Origin of the sequence: Mesorhizobium sp. B2-4-17 (genome assembly GCF_006441275.1) — a bacterium.
Lineage (GTDB): Bacteria > Pseudomonadota > Alphaproteobacteria > Rhizobiales > Rhizobiaceae > Mesorhizobium.
In genome coordinates, this window is the sequence record NZ_VFUX01000020.1 from 49,076 (window position 1) to 74,159 (window position 25,084).

Annotated in this window: 23 protein-coding genes and 1 pseudogene; 11 read left to right on the plus strand and 13 right to left on the minus strand. The window is 63.3% G+C overall.

Going from position 1 to position 25,084, the window contains the following annotated elements:
• Positions 1-285: 285 nt before the first annotated feature.
• The gene (locus FJ548_RS17110; protein ID WP_246673503.1) at positions 286-1,584 is read left to right on the plus strand and encodes an aromatic ring-hydroxylating dioxygenase subunit alpha; all 1,299 of its coding nucleotides are present in this window, start codon (positions 286-288) and stop codon (positions 1,582-1,584) included.
• 74 nt (positions 1,585-1,658) lie between these two features.
• On the opposite strand, the gene FJ548_RS17115 is transcribed toward FJ548_RS17110, so the two are convergent.
• Positions 1,659-3,077, minus strand: a complete 1,419-nt coding sequence (locus tag FJ548_RS17115) for an aminotransferase (RefSeq protein WP_140778483.1) — start codon at positions 3,075-3,077, stop codon at positions 1,659-1,661.
• A gap of 271 nt (positions 3,078-3,348) precedes the next feature.
• On the opposite strand from FJ548_RS17115, the gene FJ548_RS17120 reads away from it, so the two are divergent.
• Genes FJ548_RS17120 through FJ548_RS17130 form a run of 3 tightly spaced genes read left to right on the plus strand, consistent with a single transcriptional unit; the run spans position 3,349 to position 6,210 of the window.
• The gene (locus FJ548_RS17120) at positions 3,349-4,266 is read left to right on the plus strand and encodes an ABC transporter permease (RefSeq protein ID WP_140698553.1); all 918 of its coding nucleotides are present in this window, start codon (positions 3,349-3,351) and stop codon (positions 4,264-4,266) included.
• A complete protein-coding gene (locus FJ548_RS17125; protein WP_140698551.1) occupies positions 4,263-5,084 on the plus strand; it encodes an ABC transporter permease in 822 nt (273 codons plus the stop codon). The genes FJ548_RS17120 and FJ548_RS17125 overlap by 4 nt, the downstream gene beginning before the upstream one ends.
• Positions 5,085-5,136: 52 nt before the next feature.
• Positions 5,137-6,210, plus strand: a complete 1,074-nt coding sequence (locus FJ548_RS17130) for an ABC transporter ATP-binding protein (RefSeq protein ID WP_140778520.1) — start codon at positions 5,137-5,139, stop codon at positions 6,208-6,210.
• On the opposite strand, the gene FJ548_RS17135 is transcribed toward FJ548_RS17130, so the two are convergent.
• The 5 genes from FJ548_RS17135 to FJ548_RS17155 form a co-directional block, all read right to left on the minus strand.
• A complete protein-coding gene (locus tag FJ548_RS17135) occupies positions 6,174-7,484 on the minus strand; it encodes a flavin monoamine oxidase family protein (protein WP_140778484.1) in 1,311 nt (436 codons plus the stop codon). The genes FJ548_RS17130 and FJ548_RS17135 overlap by 37 nt on opposite strands.
• Complete coding sequence (locus FJ548_RS17140) at positions 7,481-7,663, minus strand: hypothetical protein (RefSeq protein WP_246678691.1); 183 nt, start codon at positions 7,661-7,663, stop codon at positions 7,481-7,483. The genes FJ548_RS17135 and FJ548_RS17140 overlap by 4 nt, the downstream gene beginning before the upstream one ends.
• Positions 7,664-7,771: 108 nt before the next feature.
• Positions 7,772-8,854 (minus strand): ABC transporter substrate-binding protein, encoded by a 1,083-nt coding sequence (locus FJ548_RS17145; RefSeq protein WP_140778485.1) that lies wholly within the window; start codon positions 8,852-8,854, stop codon positions 7,772-7,774.
• 25 nt (positions 8,855-8,879) lie between these two features.
• A complete protein-coding gene (betI, locus tag FJ548_RS17150; RefSeq protein ID WP_140608813.1) occupies positions 8,880-9,593 on the minus strand; it encodes a transcriptional regulator BetI in 714 nt (237 codons plus the stop codon).
• A gap of 6 nt (positions 9,594-9,599) precedes the next feature.
• Positions 9,600-10,391, minus strand: coding sequence for a methyltransferase domain-containing protein (locus FJ548_RS17155; protein ID WP_140778486.1), 792 nt, complete (start codon positions 10,389-10,391; stop codon positions 9,600-9,602).
• A gap of 198 nt (positions 10,392-10,589) precedes the next feature.
• Between FJ548_RS17155 and FJ548_RS17160 the strand changes: the two genes are divergently transcribed.
• From FJ548_RS17160 to FJ548_RS17175, 4 genes are read left to right on the plus strand one after another with little or no spacing between them, the layout of a single operon-like run.
• On the plus strand, positions 10,590-12,209 hold the full coding sequence (locus tag FJ548_RS17160) for an NAD(P)/FAD-dependent oxidoreductase (protein WP_140778487.1): 1,620 nt from the start codon (positions 10,590-10,592) through the stop codon (positions 12,207-12,209).
• Positions 12,196-13,761 carry an NAD(P)/FAD-dependent oxidoreductase gene (locus FJ548_RS17165; RefSeq protein ID WP_140778488.1) on the plus strand — a complete coding sequence of 522 codons (1,566 nt, stop codon included), beginning with the start codon at positions 12,196-12,198 and terminating at the stop codon, positions 13,759-13,761. Before FJ548_RS17160 ends, FJ548_RS17165 begins: the two co-directional genes overlap by 14 nt.
• Before the next feature lie 3 nt (positions 13,762-13,764).
• A complete protein-coding gene (locus FJ548_RS17170; RefSeq protein WP_140608821.1) occupies positions 13,765-15,024 on the plus strand; it encodes an aminomethyltransferase family protein in 1,260 nt (419 codons plus the stop codon).
• Between the two features lie 2 nt (positions 15,025-15,026).
• Complete coding sequence (locus FJ548_RS17175; RefSeq protein ID WP_140608823.1) at positions 15,027-15,284, plus strand: hypothetical protein; 258 nt, start codon at positions 15,027-15,029, stop codon at positions 15,282-15,284.
• A gap of 3 nt (positions 15,285-15,287) precedes the next feature.
• Here the strand turns inward: FJ548_RS17175 and FJ548_RS17180 are convergent, their stop codons facing one another.
• The 4 genes from FJ548_RS17180 to FJ548_RS17195 all read right to left on the minus strand — a co-directional run bounded on the left by FJ548_RS17180 (position 15,288) and on the right by FJ548_RS17195 (position 18,350).
• The gene (locus FJ548_RS17180) at positions 15,288-16,346 is read right to left on the minus strand and encodes a dipeptidase (protein WP_140778489.1); all 1,059 of its coding nucleotides are present in this window, start codon (positions 16,344-16,346) and stop codon (positions 15,288-15,290) included.
• Positions 16,347-16,490: 144 nt separating this feature from the next.
• A complete protein-coding gene (locus tag FJ548_RS17185) occupies positions 16,491-16,790 on the minus strand; it encodes a GNAT family N-acetyltransferase (protein ID WP_140608827.1) in 300 nt (99 codons plus the stop codon).
• A 2-nt stretch (positions 16,791-16,792) separates the two neighbouring features.
• Positions 16,793-17,413, minus strand: a complete 621-nt coding sequence (locus tag FJ548_RS17190) for an alpha/beta hydrolase (RefSeq protein ID WP_140778490.1) — start codon at positions 17,411-17,413, stop codon at positions 16,793-16,795.
• 4 nt (positions 17,414-17,417) lie between these two features.
• Complete coding sequence (locus FJ548_RS17195; RefSeq protein WP_140778491.1) at positions 17,418-18,350, minus strand: VOC family protein; 933 nt, start codon at positions 18,348-18,350, stop codon at positions 17,418-17,420.
• A gap of 229 nt (positions 18,351-18,579) precedes the next feature.
• On the opposite strand from FJ548_RS17195, the gene FJ548_RS17200 reads away from it, so the two are divergent.
• A complete protein-coding gene (locus FJ548_RS17200; protein WP_140608833.1) occupies positions 18,580-20,157 on the plus strand; it encodes an alkaline phosphatase family protein in 1,578 nt (525 codons plus the stop codon).
• A 76-nt stretch (positions 20,158-20,233) separates the two neighbouring features.
• Here FJ548_RS17200 and FJ548_RS17205 read toward each other — a convergent pair whose 3' ends face one another.
• Entirely contained in the window at positions 20,234-21,517 is a 1,284-nt protein-coding gene (locus tag FJ548_RS17205; RefSeq protein ID WP_140778492.1) for a PRC-barrel domain-containing protein, read from the minus strand.
• A gap of 274 nt (positions 21,518-21,791) precedes the next feature.
• On the opposite strand from FJ548_RS17205, the gene FJ548_RS17210 reads away from it, so the two are divergent.
• Positions 21,792-22,712 carry a diacylglycerol kinase family protein gene (locus tag FJ548_RS17210; RefSeq protein ID WP_140765950.1) on the plus strand — a complete coding sequence of 307 codons (921 nt, stop codon included), beginning with the start codon at positions 21,792-21,794 and terminating at the stop codon, positions 22,710-22,712.
• Positions 22,713-22,741: 29 nt separating this feature from the next.
• Here the strand turns inward: FJ548_RS17210 and FJ548_RS17215 are convergent, their stop codons facing one another.
• A complete protein-coding gene (locus tag FJ548_RS17215) occupies positions 22,742-22,915 on the minus strand; it encodes a hypothetical protein (RefSeq protein WP_140608839.1) in 174 nt (57 codons plus the stop codon).
• Positions 22,916-23,052: 137 nt separating this feature from the next.
• Here FJ548_RS17215 and FJ548_RS17220 point away from each other — a divergent pair.
• Positions 23,053-24,583, plus strand: a pseudogene (locus FJ548_RS17220) (HWE histidine kinase domain-containing protein).
• 35 nt (positions 24,584-24,618) lie between these two features.
• Here the strand turns inward: FJ548_RS17220 and FJ548_RS17225 are convergent.
• Positions 24,619-25,077 (minus strand): hypothetical protein, encoded by a 459-nt coding sequence (locus tag FJ548_RS17225; protein WP_140778493.1) that lies wholly within the window; start codon positions 25,075-25,077, stop codon positions 24,619-24,621.
• Positions 25,078-25,084: the final 7 nt, after the last annotated feature.

Below are 25,084 nucleotides of genomic sequence, written 5' to 3' on the forward strand. Positions count from 1 at the left end.
AGAGCGATGACGTAAAGTCAGGCTTGTAACGGTTTTGAAACAGGACTTCGGGCAGAATCGGGCAAAATCAGTCATTCCGGGCACCATGCAACCAGGAAGCGGCTTTGAAACCGCAGGCTAACATCCGGATTCTCCGGGGTTTTTCAGGCCGGCGACGGTGCTGGATTCAGCGATGGATAACAGGAAAATTCCGCACCAAAACCATACCGATCTTCACAAGTCATTGCATTTCAATGCAAAATATGCCTTTATTGAATGAGTATTCAACAAATAGAAGAAACTTCTATGACCCCGCACCTCCGTGACGTGGCGATCCCTAGCGATTGGGACCGGCGGGGCCTGCCGGGCTGGAGTTACCATTCCGACGCCCTTCTCGAACTCGAGAAGGAGCATGTCTTCCGCAACCATTGGCAGATCGCCGGACACATCAGCGACATCCCGAATGCCGGCGATTACCTGACCATGGACGTGGTGGGCGAACGCGCCTTGATCGTACGCGGCAAGGACGGCGTCGTGCGCGGCTTCAACAATATATGCCGTCACCGCGGCAGCCGCGTCGTCGCCGACAGTCAGGGCAATTGCAAGAACGCGCTGGTGTGCCCATTTCATGGCTGGGTCTACAATCTCGACGGCACGCTGCGTGGCGCCGCGCGCCCGCGCTCCTTCCCCGATCTCGACAAGACCGAGTTCGGCCTGATGCAGCTCGATCTGGAAATTTGGATGGGCTTCATCTTCATCCGCTTCCGCAATGGCGGGCCGCAGCCTTCGGTCGCCGAGCTTATGAGGCCGATCGAGACCGAATTCGCGCATTACAAGGCCGCCGACATGGTGCCGTCCCGGGGCATCTGGACCCAGAAGACCCCGGTCAACTGGAAGTCGGTGCGCGACGTCGACAATGAAGGCTATCACGTCGCCATGGCGCATCCCGCCCTGCAGGACCTCTATGGCGCGACCTATTTCGACGAGCCCTTCATCAATGGCGTGTCGCGGTCCTTCGCCACCTACAACCCGCATGCCGGCCGCCGCTGGAGCGTCAGGAACTACGTCAAGATCGCGCCCGAGCCGACACACCTGCCCGAACACTTGAAGAAGGCCTGGGTCTATTACGGTATCTTCCCCAACGCCGTCCTCTCGGTGATGCCGGAATCGGTGCAGTTCTATCAGGAGTTCCCGCTGTCGACGGGGGAGACCCTGCTGCGCGGCGCCATCTATCGCTACCGCGACGAAAGCCGCGAGCAGGCCGCTGCCCGCTACCTTTCGTTCCGCATCGACCGCGACACCATGTCGGAAGACGTGCAGCTTTCGGTATGGTCGAACGAATCCATGCTGTCCGAAGCCTTCGGCGGATTCTATCTCTCCGACCTCGAATATGGCGTGCGCACCCACCACGACCATCTGCGCAAGATGCTGCCGGTGCTCGGCCTGGAGACCGCGCCGGAGGAGAAGGACATGTGGAATTTGAACGATGCGCTGAGGTCGAGGGGGGTAAAGCCGCCAATCTCCCCCCTTGAGGGGGAGATGGCCGCGAAGCGGCCAGAGAGGGTCGCTGCGCGTGAAGCGCCAACACTTCGGAACGATAGATAGCGCTGGCGATTTACGGGAGACGACCCCCTCTGTCGCCTTTGGCGACATCTCCCCCTCAAGAGGGGAGATACTAATCACCCCCGCCATACACCTTCTCTGCGCAGATCATCCATGGTCCGCGAAATGCCTTCGCGCAGGATGCCGACCATGTCGTCGATCTGCTCGCGGGTGATGACCAGCGGCGGCGACATCACGCACATGTTGATCAGCGGCCGCACCAGCAGGCCGAGCTCGTGGCAATGGGCGTCGATGCGCTTGCCGACGTCCTTGTCGAGCTGCAGCGGGTCCTTGCTTTCGCGGTCGGCCACGCATTCGACGCAGCCCATCAGCCCCATGCCGCGCACCTCGCCGACCAGCGGCAATTCCTCCAATGTCTTCAGCCGCGCCTGGAAATAAGGCGCGACGTCTCGCGTATGCGCCAGCACGCCTTCTTCCAGCAAATCGAGATTTTTCAGCGCCACGGCGCAGCCGACAGGATGGCTGGTGTAGGTCAGCCCATGGCCGAACAATGCGTCGGGATGGTTGGAGCGGCGCAGTTCCCCCAGAAGCCGTTCCGAAATGATGACGCCGCCGAGCGGGAAATAGCCTGAGGTGACGCCCTTGGCGAAGGTGATCATGTCGGGATCGATGCCAAAGACGTCACCCGAGGCGAAGACATGGCCAAGCCGGCCAAAGCCCGTCACCACCTCGTCGGAGACATAGAGGATGTCATTGTCGCGGCAGATCTCGCGGATGCGCTTGAGATAGCCGTCGGGCGGCACCACGACACCGCCGGAGGCCTGCACCGGCTCGCCGACAAAAGCGCCGATCTTGTCGGCGCCGACGCGGGCGACGGTGTTGCGGAACTGGTCGACGAGGAAATCCGTGAAGGCGGCAAGACTCATGCCTTGCGGACGGCGGAACGGATCGGGCGAGGACAGCTTGATCACCAGCTCGTCGGCGCCGTCCATCCAGTCGCGGTCGCGCGGGCGGCCGTTGAGCGAGGCCGAGAGATAGGTCGAGCCATGATAGGCGCCGCCCCGGCTGAGGATCAGCTTCTTTTCCGGCCGGCCGCGCGCATTGTTGTAGAACTGCATGAAGCGCAGCGCCGTCTCCACAGCCGAAGAGCCGCCAGTGGTGTAGAAGACGTGGCTGAGATCGCCGGGCGCGTGGCCGGCGATGCGCATGGCAAGTTCCGCCGACGGCGCGTTCATCGTGTACCAGGGCGTGTTGTAGGACAGCGCCATCGCCTGGTCGTACATCACCCTGGCCAGTTCCTCGCGGCGGTGGCCGACATTGACGCACCACATGCCGGCCGGCCCGTCGATCAGCCGCTTGCCGGCGCTGTCGGTGATGTAGATGCCATCGCCCTCGCCGATCAGCGCGCGCGCTTCGGCGCCGACGGAACCAGCGTAGGGCCAGGGCTGAATGAGATGGCGCTTGGCCAGGCCGACGGCATCGTCACACCCGGGCGCTGCCATCTCGGTCGCCTTCAGATCCCGCACCGCCGCCATCGTCGCCTCCACATCTCTCGTCGATTTTCCCAGAGCGTTCAATCCGGTGTCGAATGCCCGAAACGAAGGCTTTCTTCACCTGATTTTGAATGTCCGTTCAATCAATATCTCAGAAATGTCGCTTGATTTCAATCCGCGGATGCATGCATGATGAAAGAAAGCCGGCAAGGGGAACAAGCAGTCGGCGTCAACACAATGGGACCCGATGGCGGAACAATCCAGGCCAGCAACCGAGATCACGCCCGCAGCCCTACCCCCCCGGAGTCTGGCGATGACAGTGGCCGCGGAAGGCTCGCCCCCGTTACGCATGACGCGGGCCAGACGAAATGCCCTTCTGCAATCCGAACCCGTACAGGGTTTTGCCCTGATCAGCCCGACCTTTCTTTACGCGCTCGTCCTGCTGGTCCTGCCGATCCTGGTGGTCATCGCCCACTCCTTCTGGACGCAGCACTACCTGACCATCGACCGCACCTTCACGCTGGAAAACTACCGCGTCGCGCTGACCGAGCCGATCTACCGCGATCTGTTGTGGCGCTCGCTTTACATCTCGCTGACGGTCAGCCTCTTCACCGTCGTCCTGGCCTACCCGATCGCCTACTTCATCTCCTTCCATGGCGGTCGCCACAAGAGCCTGTGGCTGTTCCTCATCACCATCCCGTTCTGGACCAGCTATCTCCTGCGCGTCATGTCGTGGAAGGTCATCCTCGGTTATAACGGCGTCTTGAATTCCGGTCTGATGGGCCTCGGCATCATCGACGAGCCGTCCACGGCCCTGCTCTACAATTCGAGCGCCGTCATCATCACGCTCACTCATGCCTGGGCCGCCTTCGCCATCCTGCCGATCTTCGTCTCGCTGGAAAAGGTCGACCGCACGCTGGTCGAAGCGGCCACCGATCTCGGTGACGGTCCCCTGCGTTCGTTCCTGCGCGTGACCTTGCCGCTGTCGGCGCCGGGCGTCATCTCGGCGGCGCTGATCATCATGATCCCGACCGTCGGCGACTATGTCACGCCAAAACTCGTCGGCGGCAAGGACGGCGTCATGATCGCCAACGCCATCCAGGCGCAGTTCGGCAAGGCGGCCAACTGGCCGCTGGGCGCGGCCCTTTCCGTCACCACCATGGTGGTCGTCACCCTGATGGCTGGTGCCACGGTGCTGATCATCCGCGCCCTGCAGAGGCTGGCGCGATGAGAACGCGCCGCTTCCTGCCGGGCGGCTGGCTGTCGGCCTATGCGGTCCTCTACGTCGTCTTCCTCTATCTGCCGGTTATCTTCCTGCCGATCTTCTCGATAAACATCGCCCCGACGCCGAAATTCCCGCTCACCGGCTATACGCTCAAATGGTACGAGGACCTGCCCAACACGCCAGCCTTGCTCGACGCCGCCTGGAACAGCCTGATCGTCGGCATCTCCGCCTCGGTTCTCGCCACCGTGCTCGGCATTCTCGCCGCCCGGTCGATCACTCGCTACCGCTACCCCGGCCGTCGCACCATCAACGGCCTGATCATGGCGCCGCTGGTGCTGCCCGAGGTGATCGTCGCCATCTCCATGCTGCTGGTGATGCTGCAACTGGGCCTCAGCCTGTCGCTGTTCACCGTCGTGCTCGGCCACGTGCTGATCTGTATTCCCTATTCGATGACTGTGCTGACCTCCGGCTTCGAGGGCTTCGACCGCAGTCTCGAGGAAGCATCCGCCGATCTCGGTGAAAGCGCCTTCGGCACCTTCCGGCGGGTGACGTTGCCGATGGTGGCGCCGGCGATCATCTCCAGCCTGCTGGTCTGCTTCACCATCTCGCTGGACGAGTTCATCATCGCTTTCTTCCTGACCGGCACCGAAGCGACGCTGCCGATCTATATCTGGGGCCAGTTGCGTTTCGCATCGAAACTGCCCGGCGTGCTGGCGCTGGGCACGCTGCTTCTGGTCGCCTCTTTCCTTTTGATGACCGTCGCCGAAATCCTGCGCCGCCGTGCGGCCAGACGCACCCAGAATGAGGGAGGCCTCTATGCCTGATCAGCCAAAGATCGAGCGCTCCCCACCGGGCCGGCCGCAATCCGACCGGCCGATGATCGATATCCGCAACGTCACTCGCAGCTATGGCGCGTTCAAGGCGCTGGACGACGCCTCCCTGACCATCCGGGAAGGCGAATTCTTCTCGCTGCTCGGCCCGTCCGGCTGCGGCAAGACCACGCTGCTGCGCATGATCGCCGGCTTCGACAATCCGACCAGCGGTTCGATCGCGGTCGGCGGCCAGCCGATGGAAGGCATCCCGGCCAATCGACGGCCGACCAATATGGTGTTCCAGAGCTACGCGATCTTCCCGCATCTCGATGTCGAGCAGAACGTCGCCTATGGGCTGAAGCGGCTGAAGCTGCCGGGCGGCGAGGAGAAACGCCGCGTCGAGGAGGCGCTGGCGCAGGTATCGCTGACGGGCTTGGGCAAGCGGCGCGCGACCGAGCTTTCCGGCGGCCAGCGGCAGCGGGTGGCGCTTGCCCGCGCGCTGGTGATGAGGCCCAAGGTGCTGCTGCTCGATGAACCGCTGTCGGCGCTCGACAAGAAGCTGCGCGAGCAGATGCAGGTCGAGCTGCGCCGTCTGCAGCAGGCGGTCGGCATCACCTTCGTGCTGGTCACCCACGACCAGTACGAGGCGCTCGCCATGTCGGATCGCATCGCCGTGATGTTCGGCGGCAGGATCGCGCAGGTCGCCTCGCCCAAGGAGATCTACCAGCGCCCGGTCAACCGTCAGGTCGCCGACTTCCTCGGCGGCATGAATTTCGTCAAGGCAGAGATCGTCGAGGAGAACAGTGCCTCGCTGGTTGTCGACACGCTGGGCTTCGGCCGCGTCAAGACCGACAAGCCGAAGGCCTTCGTGCGCAATGGCGGCGGCGCCACGCTCGGCATCCGGCCGGAGCGGCTGCGCGTTCTGTGGGACAATGCGACGGCAAAGTTCGAAGTCGCCGGCAAGGTGGTGGAGCGCCATTATTTCGGCGAGATCACCCATCTCATCGTCGAGATACCGGGCCTGGAAAAGCCGCTGTCGGTCACCGAGACCAACGATTTTGGCGCTGACGACATTCCGGTCGGCACCTCGATCCGCCTCGCCTACGATCCCGAGGCTTTAGTAGCGATGGCGGACTGAAGTCCGGAGACGATCCTGCGCGCCGCGATGCGCCCCGCAATCATGGCGCCCTCGACATAGCCCGGGAATGAAGGCGACAATTCCGAAGCGGCGAAATGAACTCGTGGCGCGCCGCCGAGAATTGTGCGCTCGGCATCCCTCGCCGTTACGTCGACGATGAGATCACTGTAGGCGCCACCGCTCCAACGGTCGTCTATCCAGTCGCGCGAGCTGAAGTCGGCAATGCCCGCCGCGTCGGGGCCGAGCGCATCTGCGAGCCTGGCCGTCACTTCCGCACGCAGCGCCGCCTCGCTCAGTGCTCGCCAGCGCAGCGCCAGCGGTCCACCGACGAAAACGACGAGCGCTGCGTGCTCCGCGTCCTTGCTGACGTCGCAGGCAAACAGCCCCGGCAGATCGCGCCACATCACCATGCCGCTCAGACCCCGCTGCCGCCAGAACGGCCTGGCATAGCGCACCAGGATCTTGATCACCGCGCCGCTCTCCCAGGCGCCAAGCGCTCTCTGGAGAGCCGCTGGCAAAGCGGGCGCGAAGTCGAGCTTCGCGGCCGTCGCCGGGGGCAGCGCGACCAGCACTTCGCGCGCCTCGATCACGCCATGGCCTGAGACGATGCGAACCCCTTGCGGTCCGTGCTCTATGCGCGTGACCGGTTGGCCGAGCCGCACCCGGTCCCCGAGGTCGCCAGCCAGATCCTCGGCCAGTGATTGCATGGTCTCGCGCAGGAAATACTGCAGCTCAGGCACCTCGTTGGTGATGCGCCGGTCATTGTCGATCAGGTACCAGAGCGGCACCTTGTCCGCCGCCAGGCACCACAGGCCCTCGATCATCGAACGGAAGGCCGCCTTGGCATCGGTGTGATCGTGCTGATGCTCCAGCCAGGTGGCGACGCTCATGCCGGCTATCGAGGGGTCGTCCGGCTCGATCCCGTTCATACGCTCGCGGATCGCCATTGCGCCGTGATAGGTCCGCTTGGCGTTCCTTGCCGACATCGACGGATGAGTGATGAACTCGCCTTCGACATAGGTCTCGACGAATGTCTTGCCACGCGCCCTGGCCAGCGCCATCACTTCCGGCATGTCCTCGCAGAGGAACTGGCCGCCGCTGTCGATCCGTTCGCCGAGCCCGTTCTGTCGAGCTTCGACCCGCCCGCCGACGCGGTCGCGCGCTTCGAGCAGCAGGAAACCGACGCCGGCTGCCTTCAACTCGAGCGACGCCGACAGGCCGGTGAAGCCGGCGCCAACGATGACGACGTCGGTTCTTTCCGGTTCGTGCGTCAACAGCCGGCCTTGATTTTCTCGAACTCGTCGACCATGCGCTTTTTCAGCCTTGGCGCCACCGCTTGCTGGAACAGCGTCTTATCGAGGAACTTGCCGAGATTGTCGTAGCCTTGATCGGCAAGCACCTTGAGGTCGGCGGCTGTTGGTCCGGCGCCGAGGCGGCGTAGCATTGACTTCATGGCCAAACTCCCCGTCGCGAACGTTGTTGCGACGTTAGGGGAATTCCACTCTCTTGGCGAGCCCGTCCGCGCGCCGGGTCGGCGGCGGACGAATAGTCGTCGCCAGGCTCAATAGCCGGCTTTGATCTTCTCGAATTCGGCGATCATCTTCAGTTTGAGATCCGACGGCAGCGGCGACTGGAACAGCGTCTTGTCGACGAATTTCTGGACATCGTCATAGCCTTTTTCCTTCAGGATGGCCTGGTCGACGCCAGCCATGCCCTTGGCGTTGGCCTGGCCGTAGCCCCAGTCCTTGACCAGCACCTTGGCGATCTCCGGATCATTGACCGCGTTCAGGTAGTCATAGGCCTTGTCGGTATTGCCCGGCGCGTCCTTGAACAGCACATAGCCGCAAACCCAGGTCGATATGCCCTCCGCCGTGTCCTTCTTCGATTTGATCGGCACGCCGGCGGCGACCGACTGCACGGTCGCGTCGTTCCAGGCCCAGGCGAGGTCGACCTCTCCGCCGGAGAGCAACTGCACAATATCTGTCGTATCGGTCCAGTAGGAGCGGACGTTCTTGTGCACCTGGCGCAGGAAATCGGACGCCTGCTTGAACTGGTCGTCCGTCATCTTGGTCCAGTCCTTCAGCCCGATGGCGAGGGCTGCAAGTGCATAGGCGTCGTCGACATTGTCGCCGATCGACACCCGGCCCTTGTACTTCGGATCGGCGAACGCCTTCAGCGACTGGACGTCCTTCTCGTCGATCTTGGAGGAGTTGTAGGTGAGTTGCGTATTGCCCCAGTCCCACGGCATGAACCACGCCTTGCCGTCGTCGGTCGTGGCGAGATTCTTCATTGCCATGATGCCGGGACTGAGGTCTTTCCAGCCCGCGATCTTCGACGTGTCGAGCGGCTGCAGCAGGCCGGCCTCGCGCCATTTCACCACGCTCTGCGAGCAGGGATGGCCGATATCGGCCTTGAAGCCGGAACGGACCTTCTCGAACGCCTCGTCCTCATCGCCGAAGAAGGCGAACGTCGGCGAATCGCCGTTCTTCTCGACATATTTCGGATGGAAGTTGGGGGCTTCGTATCCGGACCAGTCGAACACGATCAAGTCCTTGTCGGCGGCGAGCGCCAGGGCCGCAGCTGAAGCCGCCAGTGTTCCGGCAAGCGCCAATGTCAGCGTCAGGCGTCGAGTGAATTGCTTCATTGCTGTTCCATCCTCTGTGGTTTTCTTATGGTTTCGTCGCCCCGGCGGCCTTCGGCGCGTAGTGTCTCGGGAAAGCCGCCGACAGGAATTCGTTCGCCGCCTGCAAGGCGGTCTCGCGGGTGGTGTCCTCGGTGCCCATCATCAAGCGTAGCCACAACCCCTCCGTCATGGCGCTGAGCGCCAGCGCCATGACCTGCGGCTCATAGGCATAGCCGCCGCTTTCCTTCAGCGCCGCGCAAAGCTCGATGAAGATGTTCTGGTAGACGGCGTCCCGAGCGCTGCTCAATGCCTGATAGGTCGGCCGCGACTTGGCCTCGCCCCAGAAGGCGCACCAGGCGGCAAGCTTGCGCTTGTTGCAGATCGAGCGGTCGAAATCGGCGGCGACCAAGGCCTGAAGCTGGCGGGCCGGGTCATCCCCCGCCTTCTGCAGCGCGTTGCGCCAATGGGCCGAATATTCGTCATACATGTGCTGCAGCGTCGCTACGAGCAGCTTTTCCTTGCTCTCGAAGTGGAAATTGACGATGCCCCGCGACAGGCCTGCGCCGTCGGCGACATCGGCCATGGTCGTCTCCGAATAGCCGCGCTTGGCGAGTGAATCGATCGTCGCCTCGATGAGCTGAAGTTGCCTGACCTCCTTCGAGGCCTTGCGTCCGCGCTTCTCGGATTCAGCCTTTTGTGCCGGTTCAAGGAGGGCGTCCCTGGCGTCTGCCGTCTTCATGCGTGTGATGGTCTCCAGCATCGCCGGCTATCCAATCGCATCCGGCTTCCACCCGCGAAGATGAGTGGGACGGTGCTCGCCACTGTCAAGCACCTTCTGCATGGCTTCCCAGGTTCGTATGTTCTTGTCGACATAGGCAGCGCCGACGACGGTGGCGACAGCCGGATAGAGCGGCCCCCTGAGCTTATCGAGTTCCTCGCGCGCGACCTCGCGATACCAGGGATTGCGGTCCCTGACGCTGACATCGGCAAAGCCCGCCTGGCGCATTGCCTGCGCATAGCGCGTCGGCGACGCCATGGCGAAAGACAGCCCCTCCGCCGCGACATAGGCCTTCATGTCGGGCGATGGTTCGCCGATCATCCAGTTGGAAGCGGCGAAAACGCCGCCCGGCTTCAACACGCGGAAGATTTCGGCGAACAGCGCGTCCTTGTCGCGCACATGCAGCAGCGCGTCCTTGGAGAAGACGACATCGAACGAGCGGTCGGCGAAAGGCAGCGGTCCTGGCGGAGCCTGGATGAAACGGACACGATCCGCCAGCCCTTGGGCGGCGGCTCGTCGTCTGGCCGCCTCGATCACCGGCTGTTCGACATCGAAGCCGGCGGCGTGGGCGGCGCCGTGGCGCTCGACCAGATGCAGGGTGATACCGCCCGAGCCGCAGCCGATATCCAGAACGGTCTTGCCCTTGAGCGAAAGCCCTTCGACCACCCGGTCGACCTCGTCTGGCCCGCCTGGCGACAGGTAACCATCGCCCCACAACGCCTCAAGGAAGCGGATCGCTGTGTCGTCATACTCCGGTTCGGCATCAGCCGCTTCGATCATCAGCCTTCGATCCAATCGATGAATGCTCATTTCGAACGCCGGCAAAGCGTAGCGCATATGGGCGAAAACGCAACATAATTTGTTGAACATTCATTCAGAATGGCTGGACAAATTGGCTCATGCCATGCCAAATTCGGCGCATTCGGGAACAGATCACGCAAAAATGAAGAGCGGGCCGCATATGAAAATTGGGCCACAATGAAAGCTTGGGATGCGATCGTCATTGGCGGCGGACACAACGGCCTGGTCAATGCCTGCTATCTGCAGCGGGCCGGGCTCGACGTGCTGGTGGTCGAGAAGAACGATTGGGTCGGCGGCGCGGCCACCAGCCGCGAGCTGACCCCGGGCTTCCTCTATTCCAACTGCTCCTATGTCTGCTCGCTGTTTCGGCCCGAGATCATGCGCGACCTCGAACTGCCGCGCTTCGGCCTGCAGGTCATCTCCTACGAGGGCGGCGCGGTGTTCACCCGCGATGGCGATTATCTCGCCAATTACCGCGACCATGACGCACACCGGCGCGAATTCGCCCGCTTCTCCAGGCGCGATGCCGAGGCCTATGACCGCTACGCCCGCGACGTAACGCGGCAGTGCCGCTTCATCCAGCCGCTCTTGATGCGCACCGCGCCCGACCCGACCAGCCTGCGGCCGCGCGATCTCGGCGAACTTCTCTATCTGGGGAAAAAGTTTGCCGGCCTCTCCGCCGAGGAGATGGCGCTGACCTTGCGCTTCTGGACGATGTCGATCTCGGAATTCCTCGACGAGCATTTCGAAACCGATGTCATCAAGGCGAACTTCGCGCTGTCCGGTATCATCGGCACCGCGCTCGGACCGATGTCGCCGGGCACGGCTTATGTACTTTTGCACCACTATATGGGCGAGGTCGACGGTTCGGTCGGGGCTTGGGGATATGCGCGCGGCGGCATGGGGGCGGTCACCAGGGCACTGGCTGCATCGTTCAAGGCCTCGGGTGGAACCATCCGCACCGGCGCCGAGGTCGACCATGTGCTGGTGAACCGGGGCAAGGCCAAGGGCGTGGTGCTGGCCGGCGGCGAGGAGATCTACGGCAAGCTGGTCGTCTCCAACGCCGACGTGAAGCGCACCTTCCTGAAGCTGGTCGAAGAGAAGGAACTGCCCGACATCTTCCTGCGCCGGGTGAAGAACTTCAAGATTCGAGGCTCCTCCGGCAAGCTCAACATCGCGCTCGATTCGCTGCCGGAATTCCCGGCGTTGCCGAAGGATTCGCCGGTCTATCGCGGCGACATGCATTTCACCGATTCGGTGGAACGCATGGAGCGCGCCTATGACGACTGGAAGGGCGGGCGCTGGTCGGCCGACCCGTTCCTCGACATGATGATCCCGACCACGCTCGACCCGACCATGGCGCCGCCCGGCAAACATTTCATGAGCTGCTTCGTGCAATACGCGCCGCCGAAGATCGCCGGCCGTGAATGGACCGATGCCGATCGCGACGGCTTCGCAGAAAGCGTGATTTCACAGATCGCTCAGTATTCACCGGGCTTCCGCGACCGCATCGTCCACATGGAGGTGCGTACGCCACGCGAGATCGAGGCCGAGGTCGGCCTCACCGAAGGCAACATCTTCCAGGGCGAGTTGACCTTCGACCAGCTGCTGTTCAACCGCCCGGTGCCGGGCTACGCGCAATATCGCTCGCCGGTGGGTGGGCTCTACATGTGCGGCTCCTCGAGCCATCCAGGCGGTGGCGTGATGGGCGCGCCCGGCCGCAATGCCGCGGCTGAAATCCTGCGCGATCTCGCCAAATCCACCTCACATATGAGCCCGGCCCATGACGTCATCTGATGCAATCGTCATTGGCGGCGGCCATAACGGCCTCGTCGCCGCGGCCACGCTGGCCAAAGCCGGCCGCAAGGTGCTGGTGCTGGAGGCCGCGGCCGAAGCCGGCGGCGCCGCGCGCACCGAGGAATTCGCCCCGGGCTTCCGCGCCTCCTCGATCGCCCATCTGCTGAACCGTCTGCATCCCGATGTGGTGAAGACGCTGGAACTGGAGAGACATGGGCTGCAATTCGCCCGCGCTGACTTCCTGCCGTCGGTTGCGCTGTCGAAGGACGGCCCGCCGCTTGTCCTGCATGGTGCCTATGGGGAAGTGCTGGCCGGCGCCAGCTCGAGGGAACAGTCCGCTTGGAAGGAACTGCGCGCGCAACTGCTGCGCTATGCCGGCAGCTTGAAGCCATTCCTCTCCCGACGCGCGCCCGACCTTGCCGGCATGTCGCTGTTGGAGACGGCTTCTCTCGGTCAGACCGCACTGGCCTTGAAAAAGCTCGGCAAGGAAGACATGCGCGACTTTCTGCGCGTCCTGCTGATGAATGTCGCCGACCTGCTCGACGAGCAGCTCACCTACGACAGGCTGAAGGGACTGCTGGCCTTCGACGCGACGCTCGGCAGCCACCTTGGCCCGCGCTCGCCGACCTCGCTGCTCGGCCTCTACTACCGACTCGCTGGCGAGACCTCCGGAGTGGCCGGCGCGCAGGCATTGCCGCGGGGCGGCATGGGCGCCGTCGTCACCGCCATCCGCGCGTCGGCGGAAAAGGCTGGCGTCACCATCCGCACATCGTCGCCGGTGGCAAAGATCATCGTCGAAAAAAGCCGCGCCGTCGGCGTCGCGCTCGACACTGGCGAGGAACTGCGGGCCCGCACGATCGTCTCGGCCATCAATCCGGCGACCACCTTCCTCGAGCTCGTCGGGCCGCGCGAGATCGACACCGGCTTTGTTCGCAAGGTGAAAAATATACGCATGAAGGGTGATGCCGCCAAGCTTCATCTGGGCTTTGACCGGCCGCCGCAGTTCACGGGTGTCGATGCCGCCACTCAAAAGGGCAGACTTATCATCGCGCCCTCGCCCGATCACGTCGAGCGCGCCTTCAATCCATCGAAATACGGCGAGTTCTCGCCCGAACCGGTGATGGAGATCACGCTGCCCAGCCTTGCCGATCCGTCGCTGGCACCAGATGGCGCCTGCGTTCTGTCGGCGGTGGTGCAATACGCACCCTATGCGCTGAAAGAAGGCTGGGATGCCGGCAAACCGAAATTCCTCGAGGCGATCATGGCGCAGCTCGAAGCCTACGCGCCTGGCATCGGCAAGAGCGTTGTCCATGCCGAGCTTCTGACGCCGGCCGATATCGAGACACGCTACCGCATACCAGGCGGCCATTGGCACCATGGCGAGTTGCAGGCCGACCAGATGCTGGTCTCGCGCCCCGTCTCCGGCTGGTCCGGCTACGACACGCCGCTCGAAGGCCTGTTTCTCGCCGGCGCCGGCTCGCATCCCGGCGGCGGCGTCTCGGGTGCACCGGGCTTGAACGCCGCACGGCGTATCATTGCGATGAAGAGGTAGGCCATGGCTCAGGCAACCAGGAAGAAGCCCGTTGCAAGGCCAGCCGATGCGGCTGTTTCCACCCGCATCGCCGCCCAGGGGCATTTCCGCACGCTGCGCCTCGGCACACCATTCCAGCCGCGCCTCGACGCGTTGGCCAAAACCCAGGATTGGTACAATTGGGCCGGCTACCGCGCCCCGCATTCGCTGTGGGACGAGGAGCTGGAATACTTCGCTATCCGCAGCCAGGCGGCCCTGTTCGACATTTCGCCGATGACCAAATACCGGATCGAGGGACCGGAGGCCGAAGCCTTCCTCGATCGCGTCACGCTGCGCGATGTCAGCAAGCTCAGGCCGGGACGCGTCCACTACACCGCCTGGTGCGACGATGAAGGATTTGTGCTGGACGACGGCACCCTGTTCCGTCTGTCGCCGACACGCTTTCGCCTGTGCTCGCAGGAGCGGCATCTGCCGTGGCTGCTGGATAGCGCCATTGGTTTCGACGTCGTCGTTGAGGAAGAAACCGAGGCCGTCGCCGGGCTCGCGCTGCAAGGGCCGACCTCCTTCGCCGTATTGCGCGACGCCGGCTTTGCCGGTGTCGAGGGATTGAAGATCTTCGACCTCGCCGAGTTTGCTCATGATGGCGGCACCATCACCATATCGCGCACCGGCTTCACCGGCGATCTCGGGTACGAACTCTTCGTCCCAGCCGAAAAGGCGTTGAGCCTCTGGGACCGGCTGATGGCCGCTGGCGAACTGCGCGGTATCCGCGCGATCGGCTACACCGCGCTCAACCGCGCGCGGCTCGAGGCCGGGCTGATCGTTGCCAATGCCGACTTCACCACCGCCGAGCATGCCATCCGCGCCGACCGTCCGCGCATGCCCGACGAGATCGGGCTCGGCTTCATGATCGATCCGGAAAAAGGCCACTTCAACGGCCGCCGCGCCATTCTCGAAGCGCGCGCCAAGCGCCAGTTGCGCCATGTATTGGTCGGACTGGAGATCGAAGGCAACATCCCTGCCGAACACGCCATCGTCTACCACAAGAAAAGCCAGGAAGTTGGCCTTGTCAGCGCCGCCATGTGGTCGCCAATGGCCAAGCGAAACATCGCTATCGCCTCCCTGGCGCGGCCATACGGTGATACTGTCGTGGAAGACCTCTGGGTCGAAATCTACGCCATGCGCGAGCTGCAGTATCAGAAGCTTATGAAGCGGGCCAAGGTGGTGGCGCGGCCTTTCATCAAGCTCGACCGCCGCACCGCCAATCCGCCGGCGGATTTCTGACCATGGACGAAGCCGACAAGCTGGACGATGGTGGGGAAGCCGCCGAACAGTGGCAACTGGTCAACACGCCACTCGGCGAGAAATGGTCCGGACGCACGCGCTATGCCGCCGCCATGTTCTTCTACAAGCGTGACGAGATGAGCGCCGAGACGCTCGAAGTCTACCGCATCTGCGCAAGGCTGGATTCGGAGAACCCGCTGCCGATCATCAGGGATCGCGGTGTCGGCAAGGATTGGCTGAAGCGCATGGGCTTCGAATAGGCTCTATCCTATCGTTCTTTCCAGCATGCCCAACCAGTTGCGATGGGCGATCTTCTCGATCAGCGCGCGACCGAAACCGCGTGCCGCCAGTGCATCGATCAGCTTCGGCAAGCCGGCGACGTCACCCATCACGGCCGGGATCATGGCGCCGTCGAAATCAGAACCGAGGCCGACACCGTCCTCGCCCAGGGCCTGCAAAAGGGAATCGATGTGGCGCACCATGAGATCGAGGCTGGTATCGGCATTCATGCGGCCGTCCTCGCGCAAAAACCCGGTGGCGAAATTCAGCCCGACCATGCCGCCGGATTCGCGGATCGCGCCGAGCTGCCAGTCGGTGAGGTTGCGCGAATGGCCGCATATCGCATGCACGTTGGAGTGGGTGGCGACCAGGGGCGCGTCGCTGAGGCCCACGACATCGCGAAAGCCCTTCTCGTTGAGATGCGAGAGGTCGATCATGATTTTGAGTTCGTTGCAGGCCTTGACCAGCGCCTTGCCGGCATCGGTCAGGCCCGGGCCGGTGTCGGGCGAGGACGGAAAGCGGAACGGCACGCCGTGGCCGAAGGCGTTCGGCCGGCTCCAGACGATACCGAGCGAACGCAGTCCGGCGGCATGCAGCACGTCGAGCATGGTGAGTTCAGGATCAATCGCCTCGACGCCCTCGATGTGGAACACGGCGGCAATCGTGCCTTTGGCCATGGCGTTGCGGATATCGCCGGCACTGCGGCAGACGGCAAGCGCTCCCGCCCGCTCGAGCCGGAACAGGATCGAGGCCATGGCGATCGTCGAATTGAGCGCATCGGCGCGCGGCACCTCTGGCGGCAGCGGCTCGCTGGCGCTCGGCGCCGAGGGCACGGCGCTGCGCCTGGCCTTTTCGACCGGCGGCGGGAAGATGGCGAACATGCCGCCGGCGAAGCCACCAGCCTTGGCGCGCGGCAGGTCGATATGCCCGCCCGATTTCCCTTCGACGAACAGCTTTTCGACGTCCGTGTCCTTCGACTGATAGAGTCTGAGCAGCGTGTCGTTGTGGCCGTCGAAGACGGGGACGAGATCTGTTTCGGTCATCGGGGGATCATTCAATTCGTTTGTCGGCGCGGCGATATATCCTATCTAGGCAAGATGCACGGTCGGCGCAAATTACAATGCCGGCTGGCAGCGGGGACTGCCCCTTCGTCCCCCGTTGCTGCCTGCCAAAAAGTGCCTGCGCGCCTACTGCTTCAGCACATCGGCCCATTCCGGATGGCGGCGGAACTGGGCATTGGCGAACGGGCAAAGCGGTATGATCTTCTTGCCCGCGGCGCGCGCGTCCTCAACAGCGCGGGTGACGAGCCGAAGCCCGGCACCCTGGCCGCGAAACGCGTCCGGCACTTCGGTATGGTCAATGATGAGCTGATGCTCGCCGATCTTGGTGAAGGTCATCTCCGCCTCGGCGCCGTCGGGCCCGCGCAGGACATAGCGGCCTTTGGGGTCGCGATCTTCCAGCTCGATCTCGGGCAGTTGGTCGGGCATCTCTACACTCCTTGGGCGATACCGGCAAAAAGCCGCCGCGCCGCCTCGATCTCGTTTGGCCGCACCTCGTGCCCGCCTTCGTGCCACTCCACTGTGACATCGGCACCGTCGGCACGCAAATAGGCTTCGAGCCGCGCCGTCAGGTTCGGCGGGCAGATCGGATCGCGCTTGCCAGCGGTCAGCAGGATGTGACAGCCGGCCAGGCTGCCTTTGACCTCCGGCTCGAACGGAATCAACGGATGCATCAGCACCGTAGCGTCGAACAGCTCAGGGGCTTCGAACACCAGAGCCGCCAGGATATTGGCGCCATTGGAATAGCCAAGGCCGTAGACCGCCGAGGGCTTCGCCGCCTCGACATGCGCTTTGACGAAATCGGCCATCTTCCCGGTCGCTCGAGCAAGATCGTCCATGTCGTAGACACCCTCGCTGGTGCGGCGGAAAAAGCGCGCCGCGCCATACTCCGACACATCGCCGCGGGGCGAGACGATGGTAGCCTGGGGCGCGAGATCGTGCCCCAGCGAGACGAGCTGATTCTCGTCACCGCCCGTGCCGTGGAAGACGAACAGCAAGGGACCGCCCGGCGAACCGGGCAGGCTCTTATAGGTGTAAGCGTCCTTGCTCATTGCTTCAGCCTTCCAGCTTCTGCAAATGCTGTTCGAGATAGGGCCGCAGATGCTGATGCTGCGTCGGCAGTTTCAGCGCTTCGCCCAGATGCGCGGTGTCCTCGTCGCGGTCGAAACCCGGCTCGTTGGTGGCGACCTCGAACAGCACGCCACCCGGCGTGCGGAAATAGATCGCCCAGAAGTAATCGCGGTCGATCACCGGCGTGACCCCATAGCCTGTGTCCGTCAACGCCTTGCGCACTTCGAGCTGCTTGGCGCGGTTCTCGACCGCGAAAGCGACATGGTGGACGGAGCCGGCGCCGAGATCGGCGAAGGCCGCGGTCGGCAGCGATTCGATATCGACGACATCGGCGCCGTTGCCGTTCCTCACGGCGAGCCGACTGACATTGCCTGATGTCTCGATCTCTTCGTAGCCCATGAATTTCAGGAGCTCCTCGGTGGCGCCGCCATCCTTCAGCCTGAGCGAAACCGAGTGAAAGCCACGGATCGCTTCGTCAGCGGGAACACCGCCCTTCACCCAGGGCGCGCGGCCGTCGGCCTTATCCTCGACGAGCGCGAAACCATCGCCATCGGGACCGGCAAATTTGAGCCGCTTCTCGCCAAAGCTCTCCTCATGGGAAACACCGGTCACGCCTTCGTCGATGAACCGCTTTTCCCAATAAGTGAGCGTGCCCTCCGGCACGGAGTAGACGGTGGTGCCCACTTCGCCGACGCCGTGACGGCCCTTGCCGATATGGGGGAACGGAAAATAGGTCATCACCGAACCAGGCGTGCCGACCTCGTCGCCGTAATAGAGATGATAGACGTCTGGTGCGTCGAAATTGACTGTCTTCTTGACCCGGCGCAGGCCGAGCTTGTGGGTGAAGAAATCATTGTTCTGTCGGGCATCCCCAGCCATCGAGGTGACGTGATGCAGACCTTTGATCTGGTCGAGCATTGTCTTGGCTCCGTCCCTTGTGTTCGTGCGGCCCTCGCCGCTGTCCACGCCAATATGTGGAGAGGCCTGCCCGCGGCAAAGGCGGCAAACACAGAATGGACTGTGCTTTAAAAGTGAACAACTGAAAGAGTTTTGTTCACCAGCCAGCTAACGCAGGTGGTCTTGCGTTGGTGCCGGAAATCGGGTCCATGAATGGTACTCGGCCAATGTCGGGAGAAGGGGATTGCGAGTGACAGGAAAAGCCAGGCGCCCGAACGTTCTCCTGATCACCTGCGACCAGTGGCGGGGGGATTGCCTGTCGGCCGCCGGCCATCCCGTGGTGAGGACGCCGAACGCCGACGCGCTGGCCGCCGAGGGCGTGTTGTTCAAGCGGCACTATGGCGGCGCGGCGCCCTGCTCGCCGGCGCGCGCCTGCCTCTATACCGGCCTCTATCAGATGAACAACCGCGTCTGCCGTAACGGCTCGCCGCTTGATGCCCGTCATGGCAACATCGCGCTGCACGCCCGAGCCCTCGGCTATGATCCGACGCTGTTCGGCTATACCGACATCGCGCTCGATCCCCGCCTGCTGGCGCCTGATGATCCAAGGTTGAAAAGCTACGAGGGCGTGCTGCCGGGTTTCACGGTGCGCCAGCAGCTGCCCGAACATCAGAAGCAATGGCTGTCCTGGCTGGCGCAGCAGGGCATCGATGCCAGCGCCGGATTTCCCGGCATCCACCGTCCTTTGGACGAGGAAGACGGCGCCGACGCAGTGACTGAGGCGCGGCCAATCTATTCGAAAGACCATACGCCGACGGCTTTCCTTGCCGGTGAGTTCATCCGCTGGCTCGGCGAGCAGGAGCAGGCCACGCCATGGTTCGCGCATCTCTCCTTCATCAGCCCGCATCCACCCTTCATCGTACCGGAGCCCTACAACACGCTATACGATCCGGCCGATGGCCCCACTTTTCACCGCGCGTCGAGTTGGCGGGCTGAAGCCCAGAGCCATCCCTATCTCGCCTATGATCTTGGCCGGCAGAAACGGGCGAAGTTCCGCCCCGGCGCTACAGGCAAAGTGCACGACTGGAGCGAGGATGATTTCCGCACCATCCGGGCGATTTACTACGGCATGATCTCGGAAGTCGACGTACAGCTTGGCCGCGTATGGCAAGCGGTCAAGGCATCAGGCGCATGGGGCGATACCATCATCGTGCTCACTTCCGACCACGCCGAGATGATGGGTGACCATTTCATGCTGGGCAAGGGAGGCTATTTCGAGGGCGGCTACCACATACCGCTGATCATCCGCGACCCGCGTCACGGCAAGGCCGCCGGCAGCGCTGTCGATCGCTTCACCGAAGCGGTGGACATATTGCCTACGCTCGCGGATCTGCTTGGCGCGGCTCCCGAACCGCATCTCGATGGGTGCTCACTGAAACCATTCCTGAGCGGCGGAACCCCCGCGGTTTGGCGCGACGCCGCGCATTGGGAGTTCGATTTCCGCTCGATCGCGGACGGCGAAGCCGAGCAACACTTCGGCGTGTCCTCGCGTCAGTGCAACCTCGCCGTCATCCGCACCAAGAAATTCAAATACGTGCATTTTGGCGGCGGCTTGCCACCCTTGCTTTTCAACATGGAGGCGGACCCTGGCGAACTGACCAACCTCGCCACGAGCCCTGCACATCTGTCCACCCGCCTGGAGTTCGCCGAACGGTTGCTTGCCTGGCGGGCTGAACATCTCGACCAGTCTCTGGCGCTGGCGGAATTGACGGAGAATGGCGTTGCTGGGCATTTCGGAAGGGCGTGGGCAGTGGGCAGTAGGCAGTAGGCGGTACGAAATCCCAAAACGCTGCTGCGCGCCAGACTTTCTCCACCTACTGCCCTACTGCCTATTCCCTGTTCCCTTACTTCACAACCATCCGCTGCTGGTCGCGGTTCTGCGCATAGCTGCCTTTGTCGTAGGCAGCCTGCGCCTGAAGCTGTTCCTTGGTGAAAGTGGTATAGAGGTATTTCTTGCCGTTCTTGTCGGTCATGAATTTCAAATTGTCCATGCCGACCGCCACTTCCTTCGCGCCGATGCCAAGGAAGCCGCCCACGTCGACGATAACCGCATCGGGCTTCTTGTCGGGTGTGAGCACGACATCCCCGATTGTTCCGACCTTGGCGTCGTTGGCGCCGTAGACGGTGGTGCCTTTCAGGTCGTCGGCCCTGATCTCGCCGACCGGCATCGCGGTCAGCGTCGATTTGTCGATGGCGGCCGTCTGTGTCTGGTCGGGCGCTGGCTGAGCCTCGGCTGTCTTGTTCGCCGGAGCGGCGGCAGGTGCCGTGGTGGTAGCCGGCGCAGTTGCCGCCGGTGCGTTGGAAGCGGTCGTCGCCGGTGCCGGATCATAGGCCTTGCGGTTGAAATCCGCCTGTGCCTGCAGCTCTTCCTTGGTGGTCTGCGCCACCAGCCAGCGCTCGCCGTTCTTTTCCGCCCACTGCGCCTTGTTGAAATCATAGGTTACGTTCTTTGCACCGAGCCCAAGGAACCCGCCTACGGCGATGACCAGGGATTGGGCCTTGCCTTCCTTGGACAGCACGATGTCGTTGACGCTGCCGATTTTCTGCGCGTCATCGCCGGTGCCGTTATAGACGGCCTTGTCGATGATGTTAGTCGCTAGGTTGCCCTCGGCGTGCTTCACCGGTTGGGCAGGCGCGGCATTCGTGTCGGCGGAATTTTGCGCGGTTGTCGCGGGCGCTGCCGCACCCGTCGAAGCAGGGGCCGGCGCATAGGCCTTGCTGTCGAACTCCGGCTGCGCCTTCAGTTCGTCCTTGCTTGTCTGTGCGACCAGCCAGCGGTCGCCGTTCTTCTCGGCCCACTGCAGCTTGTCATAATCGAAGGCGACATTCTTCGTGCCGACGCCCAGAAAGCCGCCGACGCCGATGACGACGGACTTCGCCATACCATCCTTGTCGAAGACGACATCGCTGACCTTGCCGATCTTCTCGGCGTTGTCGCTAGTGCCGTTATAGACGGATGCGCCAATGATGTTGGTGACGATGCTGCCTTCGGCGCGCGGAACCGGAGCTGCTGGTGCCGGCTGCTCAGCGGCGGGTGCGGCGGGTGCGGGAGTTGTCGCGCTCTGCGCGAAAGCGCCGGTCGCGATCAATGTCGCGAGGGCGGAGGTGGCAAAAAGGGTGCGGATCATGATGGTCTCCTCGTGATTTCGTGCACGCCGCGTCCGGTTGAACCATCGCAGGGAAGGCGCGGGCGCGGCGTCTTCTACAGGTTCACAACGTCGTGACCATGCTGTTGTTCCAAAAGACGCCCTGGCATTCGTTACCAACACGACGCTCATGGATGACAGCCGCCAAACGCAGCCGTAGGTCCCCGGCGCTGCCGGAACTTTTCCCGTTTCGCCGTGTTTTTGCCTTGGCTGGGCGCGTCCCGGTCGGCTTTTGGTTGAGCTTACGGAGCGGGGTATGAAATTTGCTGCGGTGCTGAACCAGGACGGCGGCACCTTGCGCACCACCGACCTCGCCGCTTTTTCCGACACGATGCGTCAGACGCTGGAAACGGCAGGCCACACTCTCAGCATAGACGTGGTCGCCGGCAAGGACGTAGCGAAAACTCTCGACCATGCCGTTTCGCGCCGCACCGTCGATGTTGTGCTGGCTGGTGGCGGTGACGGAACCATTTCAGCCGCGGCGGCCAGGTTGATGGGCAAGAAAAAGGCGCTTGCCATATTGCCCGCCGGCACCATGAACCTGTTCGCGCGTGGCCTGGGCATTCCGCAGTCGCTCGATGCGGCGCTGAAGTCCTTCGCCGACGGAGAAATCATCGCGGTCGACATGGCTACGGCCAACGGCCAGCCCTTCATCCATCAGTTCTCCATAGGCATGCATGCAAGGATGGTGCAGCTGCGCGAGAGGATGGAATTCGGTTCGCGCCTCGGAAAGATCGGCGCTTCGGCCAAGGCGGCCTGGGCGACGATCAAGAATCCGCCGGCCATGAACGTCACGCTCAGTATCGGCGAGGCCGAGATGACGGCGCGCATATCAGGCATCGGCGTCACCAACAACCTGTTCGGCGAAGGCCACCTGCCTTATGCGGACAATCCGGCGGGCGGCGTGCTCGGCATCTATGTCACGGTGGCGCAGCAACGCGCCGAGCTCGTCAAGTTCCTCTTCAACATGGCGCGCGGCAAATGGCGCGACAACGAGCATGTCGAAATCCATCAATCCGATCGGACGGTTCTGAAAATTCATTCCGGCAGCAGGAAGTTCCGTGCCGTCATGGATGGCGAACTGGTCAGGCTCGATCGTGAGACGATCATTGAAATCCAGCCTGGCGCGCTCAATGTCCTGGTGCCGGCCAGCATCGCCGAGGCAAAGGCCGCCTGATGCGATCTCAAACGACGGCGGCCGAAAATCTAGCCGCTTGGCGCACTTCCTTGCTCTGTCGCCGGGGTCTTGGCCACCTCGCCATAGATTTCGGCAATGCCCCAGGCCGCGAAGGCCAGAAGCAGCGCAGCGATCAGAATACGCAAACCGTGCCAGCCCCATCGCCCCTGACGCGCTTTGTTTTCGGGAATGATCTTGGTCATGGTCGGTCCTTGTCTCGTTTTGCACTACCGGGTGCATCCGGCAAATCACGGTCGGGTAACGGTTCCTTGCTAGGATGGTTCCGGAGACGCCTGGCCTGGCGGGCAAGACGGCGAAGGCCGGGACATTGGGGATTTGGGTGAATAGCAGGAGCGAAACAGGGCCGGGTCTGCCGGCCAAGGTTGCGCGCGCGGTGAGGGACGAAGACCGGCTGGCTGTGTTGCATGGGCTGGAGATGCTGGATACCGCGGCCGATCCGGATTTCGACCGCATCACCAGCCTTGCCGCGGCCGTGATGCACGTGCCGGTCGCACTGGTCACGCTCGTCGATCTCGAACGGCAATGGTTCAAGTCCCGCTTCGGCCTGGACGAGACCGGGACCGCGACCGATATCTCCTTTTGCGCCCACACCATCGCCGCTGGCGACGAACCCATGGTGGTGGCGGACGCAACGACGGATCCACGGTTCAAAGCCAACCCGCTGGTCACCGGCAAGCGTCATGTGCGCTTCTATGCCGGCGCTCCGATCATCATCGCGGGCGCCAGGATCGGCACCCTATGCGTGTTCGACCGCAAGCCGCACGCCTATCCATCCCCGGCCAGGCTCGACCAGTTGAAGAGTCTCGCCGGCCTTGCCGGCAGCCTGTTCACCTTGAAGGATGCGACCCGTAGCGGTGCTATCGCCGAGGCCGCGCTTGCGCGCGAGGAAAAACGGCGCGCCATCGCGCTCGACGCGGCCTCGCTCGCCAGCTGGGCATGGGATATCCGCAGCGACATGATCGAATGCGATGTCCGGCTGTCGGAACTGTTCAACCTGCCGCGCTCGACCCGCCTGCGAGCACGCGACATCCTCGCCGCCATCGACCCGCGCGACGTCTATCAGACCGAAACCCGCTTTCGCGATGCCTTGACCGGCAGCGACGACTATTTCGGCGAATATCGCGTGAAAGGTTTTCATCCGCCGCGCTGGGTGGCGACACGCGGCCGTGTCATCGAGCGCGATGGCGACGGCAAGCCCACGCTGATCTTCGGCGTCAACTACGACATCTCCGAACGCAAGCTCGGCGAGGAGCGGCAGAGGCTTTTGCTGCGCGAACTCAACCACCGCGTCAAGAACACGCTGGCGACCGTCCAGGCGTTGGCGACTCAGACCGTGCGTCATGCCCGTCAGCCAAGCGAATTCCTCGAGGCTTTCGGCGCCCGGCTTCAGGCCCTGGGCATCGCCCACAATCTCTTGTCCGACCGCGAGTGGCGCGGTATCGGCATCCGCGAACTCGTCCAGATCGAGATCAGGCCGTTCGACGCGGCCGATCGGCCGCGTATCACCATCTCCGGCGCCGATCTGCTGCTGTCGCCCGATCAGGCCGTCGGCCTCGGCCTTATCCTGCACGAATTGGCCAGCAACGCGCTGCAATATGGATCTCTGTCGGTTGCATCCGGCAAGGTCGATCTCGACTGGAAGACAGGGCAGGAAGGGCGCCCGGCGCCTGGTGCTGACCTGGCGCGAAAGCGACGGCCCACGGGTTGCCCCGCCCGAGCGCCACGGCTTTGGTTCGATCCTCATCCGCCGCAGCCTGGCCAAGGTCATTTCAAGCGAAGTGACCCATGAATTCCGGCCCGAAGGCGTATTCGCCGCAATATCGATGCCGCTGGAATACCTGTCTAAGTGACTGACTGGCCATGATCGCGGATCCGAGCGGCGGCGTCATTTCGGCCCCTTGGCCTCCGGATCGTCGGGCTTCACGTTCTCGCGGTAGATGGCATAGGCCACAAGTGCCGCGGCCGGACCCAGAATGACGCCGAGGCCGCCTTTTCCCTTAATCAATGCCGGCAGCACCGCAAGTGCGGCGGAGATGCCGATCGCCTTCATATCGGCACTGCGCCGCCTTGCCTCGCGGCGGGCGCGGGCACCGGCCATCAAGCGATGGCTCAGAAGCACGAGCCCGGCGATCACCAGGAAGCCGATGCCGAAATCGAGTGCCGCCACCTGCGATCCATAGCGGGCGGCGACCCAGATATAGGCTGCCCCGACCAGAAAGCCGAGACCGCAGAGCGCCGCCAGCGCGGCAAGCGCGTAGACGATGGCCGCCGCACGCGCGCGGCGTATGGCGGCCATGGTTTCACCGGAGGCGAAACCCGAAAGCAGGGATGTCAGCAGTCCCATCTGCGGC

Bases quoted from the DNA above. Each gene is read 5' to 3' on its own strand.
- FJ548_RS17110 (WP_246673503.1), top strand. From the start codon at position 286: ATGACCCCGCACCTCCGTGACGTGGCGATCCCTAGCGATTGGGACCGG.
- FJ548_RS17115 (WP_140778483.1), bottom strand. From the start codon at position 3,077: ATGGCGGCGGTGCGGGATCTGAAGGCGACCGAGATGGCAGCGCCCGGG.
- FJ548_RS17120 (WP_140698553.1), top strand. From the start codon at position 3,349: ATGACAGTGGCCGCGGAAGGCTCGCCCCCGTTACGCATGACGCGGGCC.
- FJ548_RS17125 (WP_140698551.1), top strand. From the start codon at position 4,263: ATGAGAACGCGCCGCTTCCTGCCGGGCGGCTGGCTGTCGGCCTATGCG.
- FJ548_RS17130 (WP_140778520.1), top strand. From the start codon at position 5,137: ATGATCGATATCCGCAACGTCACTCGCAGCTATGGCGCGTTCAAGGCG.
- FJ548_RS17140 (WP_246678691.1), bottom strand. From the start codon at position 7,663: ATGAAGTCAATGCTACGCCGCCTCGGCGCCGGACCAACAGCCGCCGAC.
- FJ548_RS17145 (WP_140778485.1), bottom strand. From the start codon at position 8,854: ATGAAGCAATTCACTCGACGCCTGACGCTGACATTGGCGCTTGCCGGA.
- betI (WP_140608813.1), bottom strand. From the start codon at position 9,593: ATGCTGGAGACCATCACACGCATGAAGACGGCAGACGCCAGGGACGCC.
- FJ548_RS17155 (WP_140778486.1), bottom strand. From the start codon at position 10,391: ATGATCGAAGCGGCTGATGCCGAACCGGAGTATGACGACACAGCGATC.
- FJ548_RS17160 (WP_140778487.1), top strand. From the start codon at position 10,590: ATGAAAGCTTGGGATGCGATCGTCATTGGCGGCGGACACAACGGCCTG.
- FJ548_RS17165 (WP_140778488.1), top strand. From the start codon at position 12,196: ATGACGTCATCTGATGCAATCGTCATTGGCGGCGGCCATAACGGCCTC.
- FJ548_RS17170 (WP_140608821.1), top strand. From the start codon at position 13,765: ATGGCTCAGGCAACCAGGAAGAAGCCCGTTGCAAGGCCAGCCGATGCG.
- FJ548_RS17175 (WP_140608823.1), top strand. From the start codon at position 15,027: ATGGACGAAGCCGACAAGCTGGACGATGGTGGGGAAGCCGCCGAACAG.
- FJ548_RS17180 (WP_140778489.1), bottom strand. From the start codon at position 16,346: ATGACCGAAACAGATCTCGTCCCCGTCTTCGACGGCCACAACGACACG.
- FJ548_RS17185 (WP_140608827.1), bottom strand. From the start codon at position 16,790: ATGCCCGACCAACTGCCCGAGATCGAGCTGGAAGATCGCGACCCCAAA.
- FJ548_RS17190 (WP_140778490.1), bottom strand. From the start codon at position 17,413: ATGAGCAAGGACGCTTACACCTATAAGAGCCTGCCCGGTTCGCCGGGC.
- FJ548_RS17195 (WP_140778491.1), bottom strand. From the start codon at position 18,350: ATGCTCGACCAGATCAAAGGTCTGCATCACGTCACCTCGATGGCTGGG.
- FJ548_RS17205 (WP_140778492.1), bottom strand. From the start codon at position 21,517: ATGATCCGCACCCTTTTTGCCACCTCCGCCCTCGCGACATTGATCGCG.
- FJ548_RS17210 (WP_140765950.1), top strand. From the start codon at position 21,792: ATGAAATTTGCTGCGGTGCTGAACCAGGACGGCGGCACCTTGCGCACC.
- FJ548_RS17215 (WP_140608839.1), bottom strand. From the start codon at position 22,915: ATGACCAAGATCATTCCCGAAAACAAAGCGCGTCAGGGGCGATGGGGC.
- FJ548_RS17225 (WP_140778493.1), bottom strand. From the start codon at position 25,077: ATGGGACTGCTGACATCCCTGCTTTCGGGTTTCGCCTCCGGTGAAACC.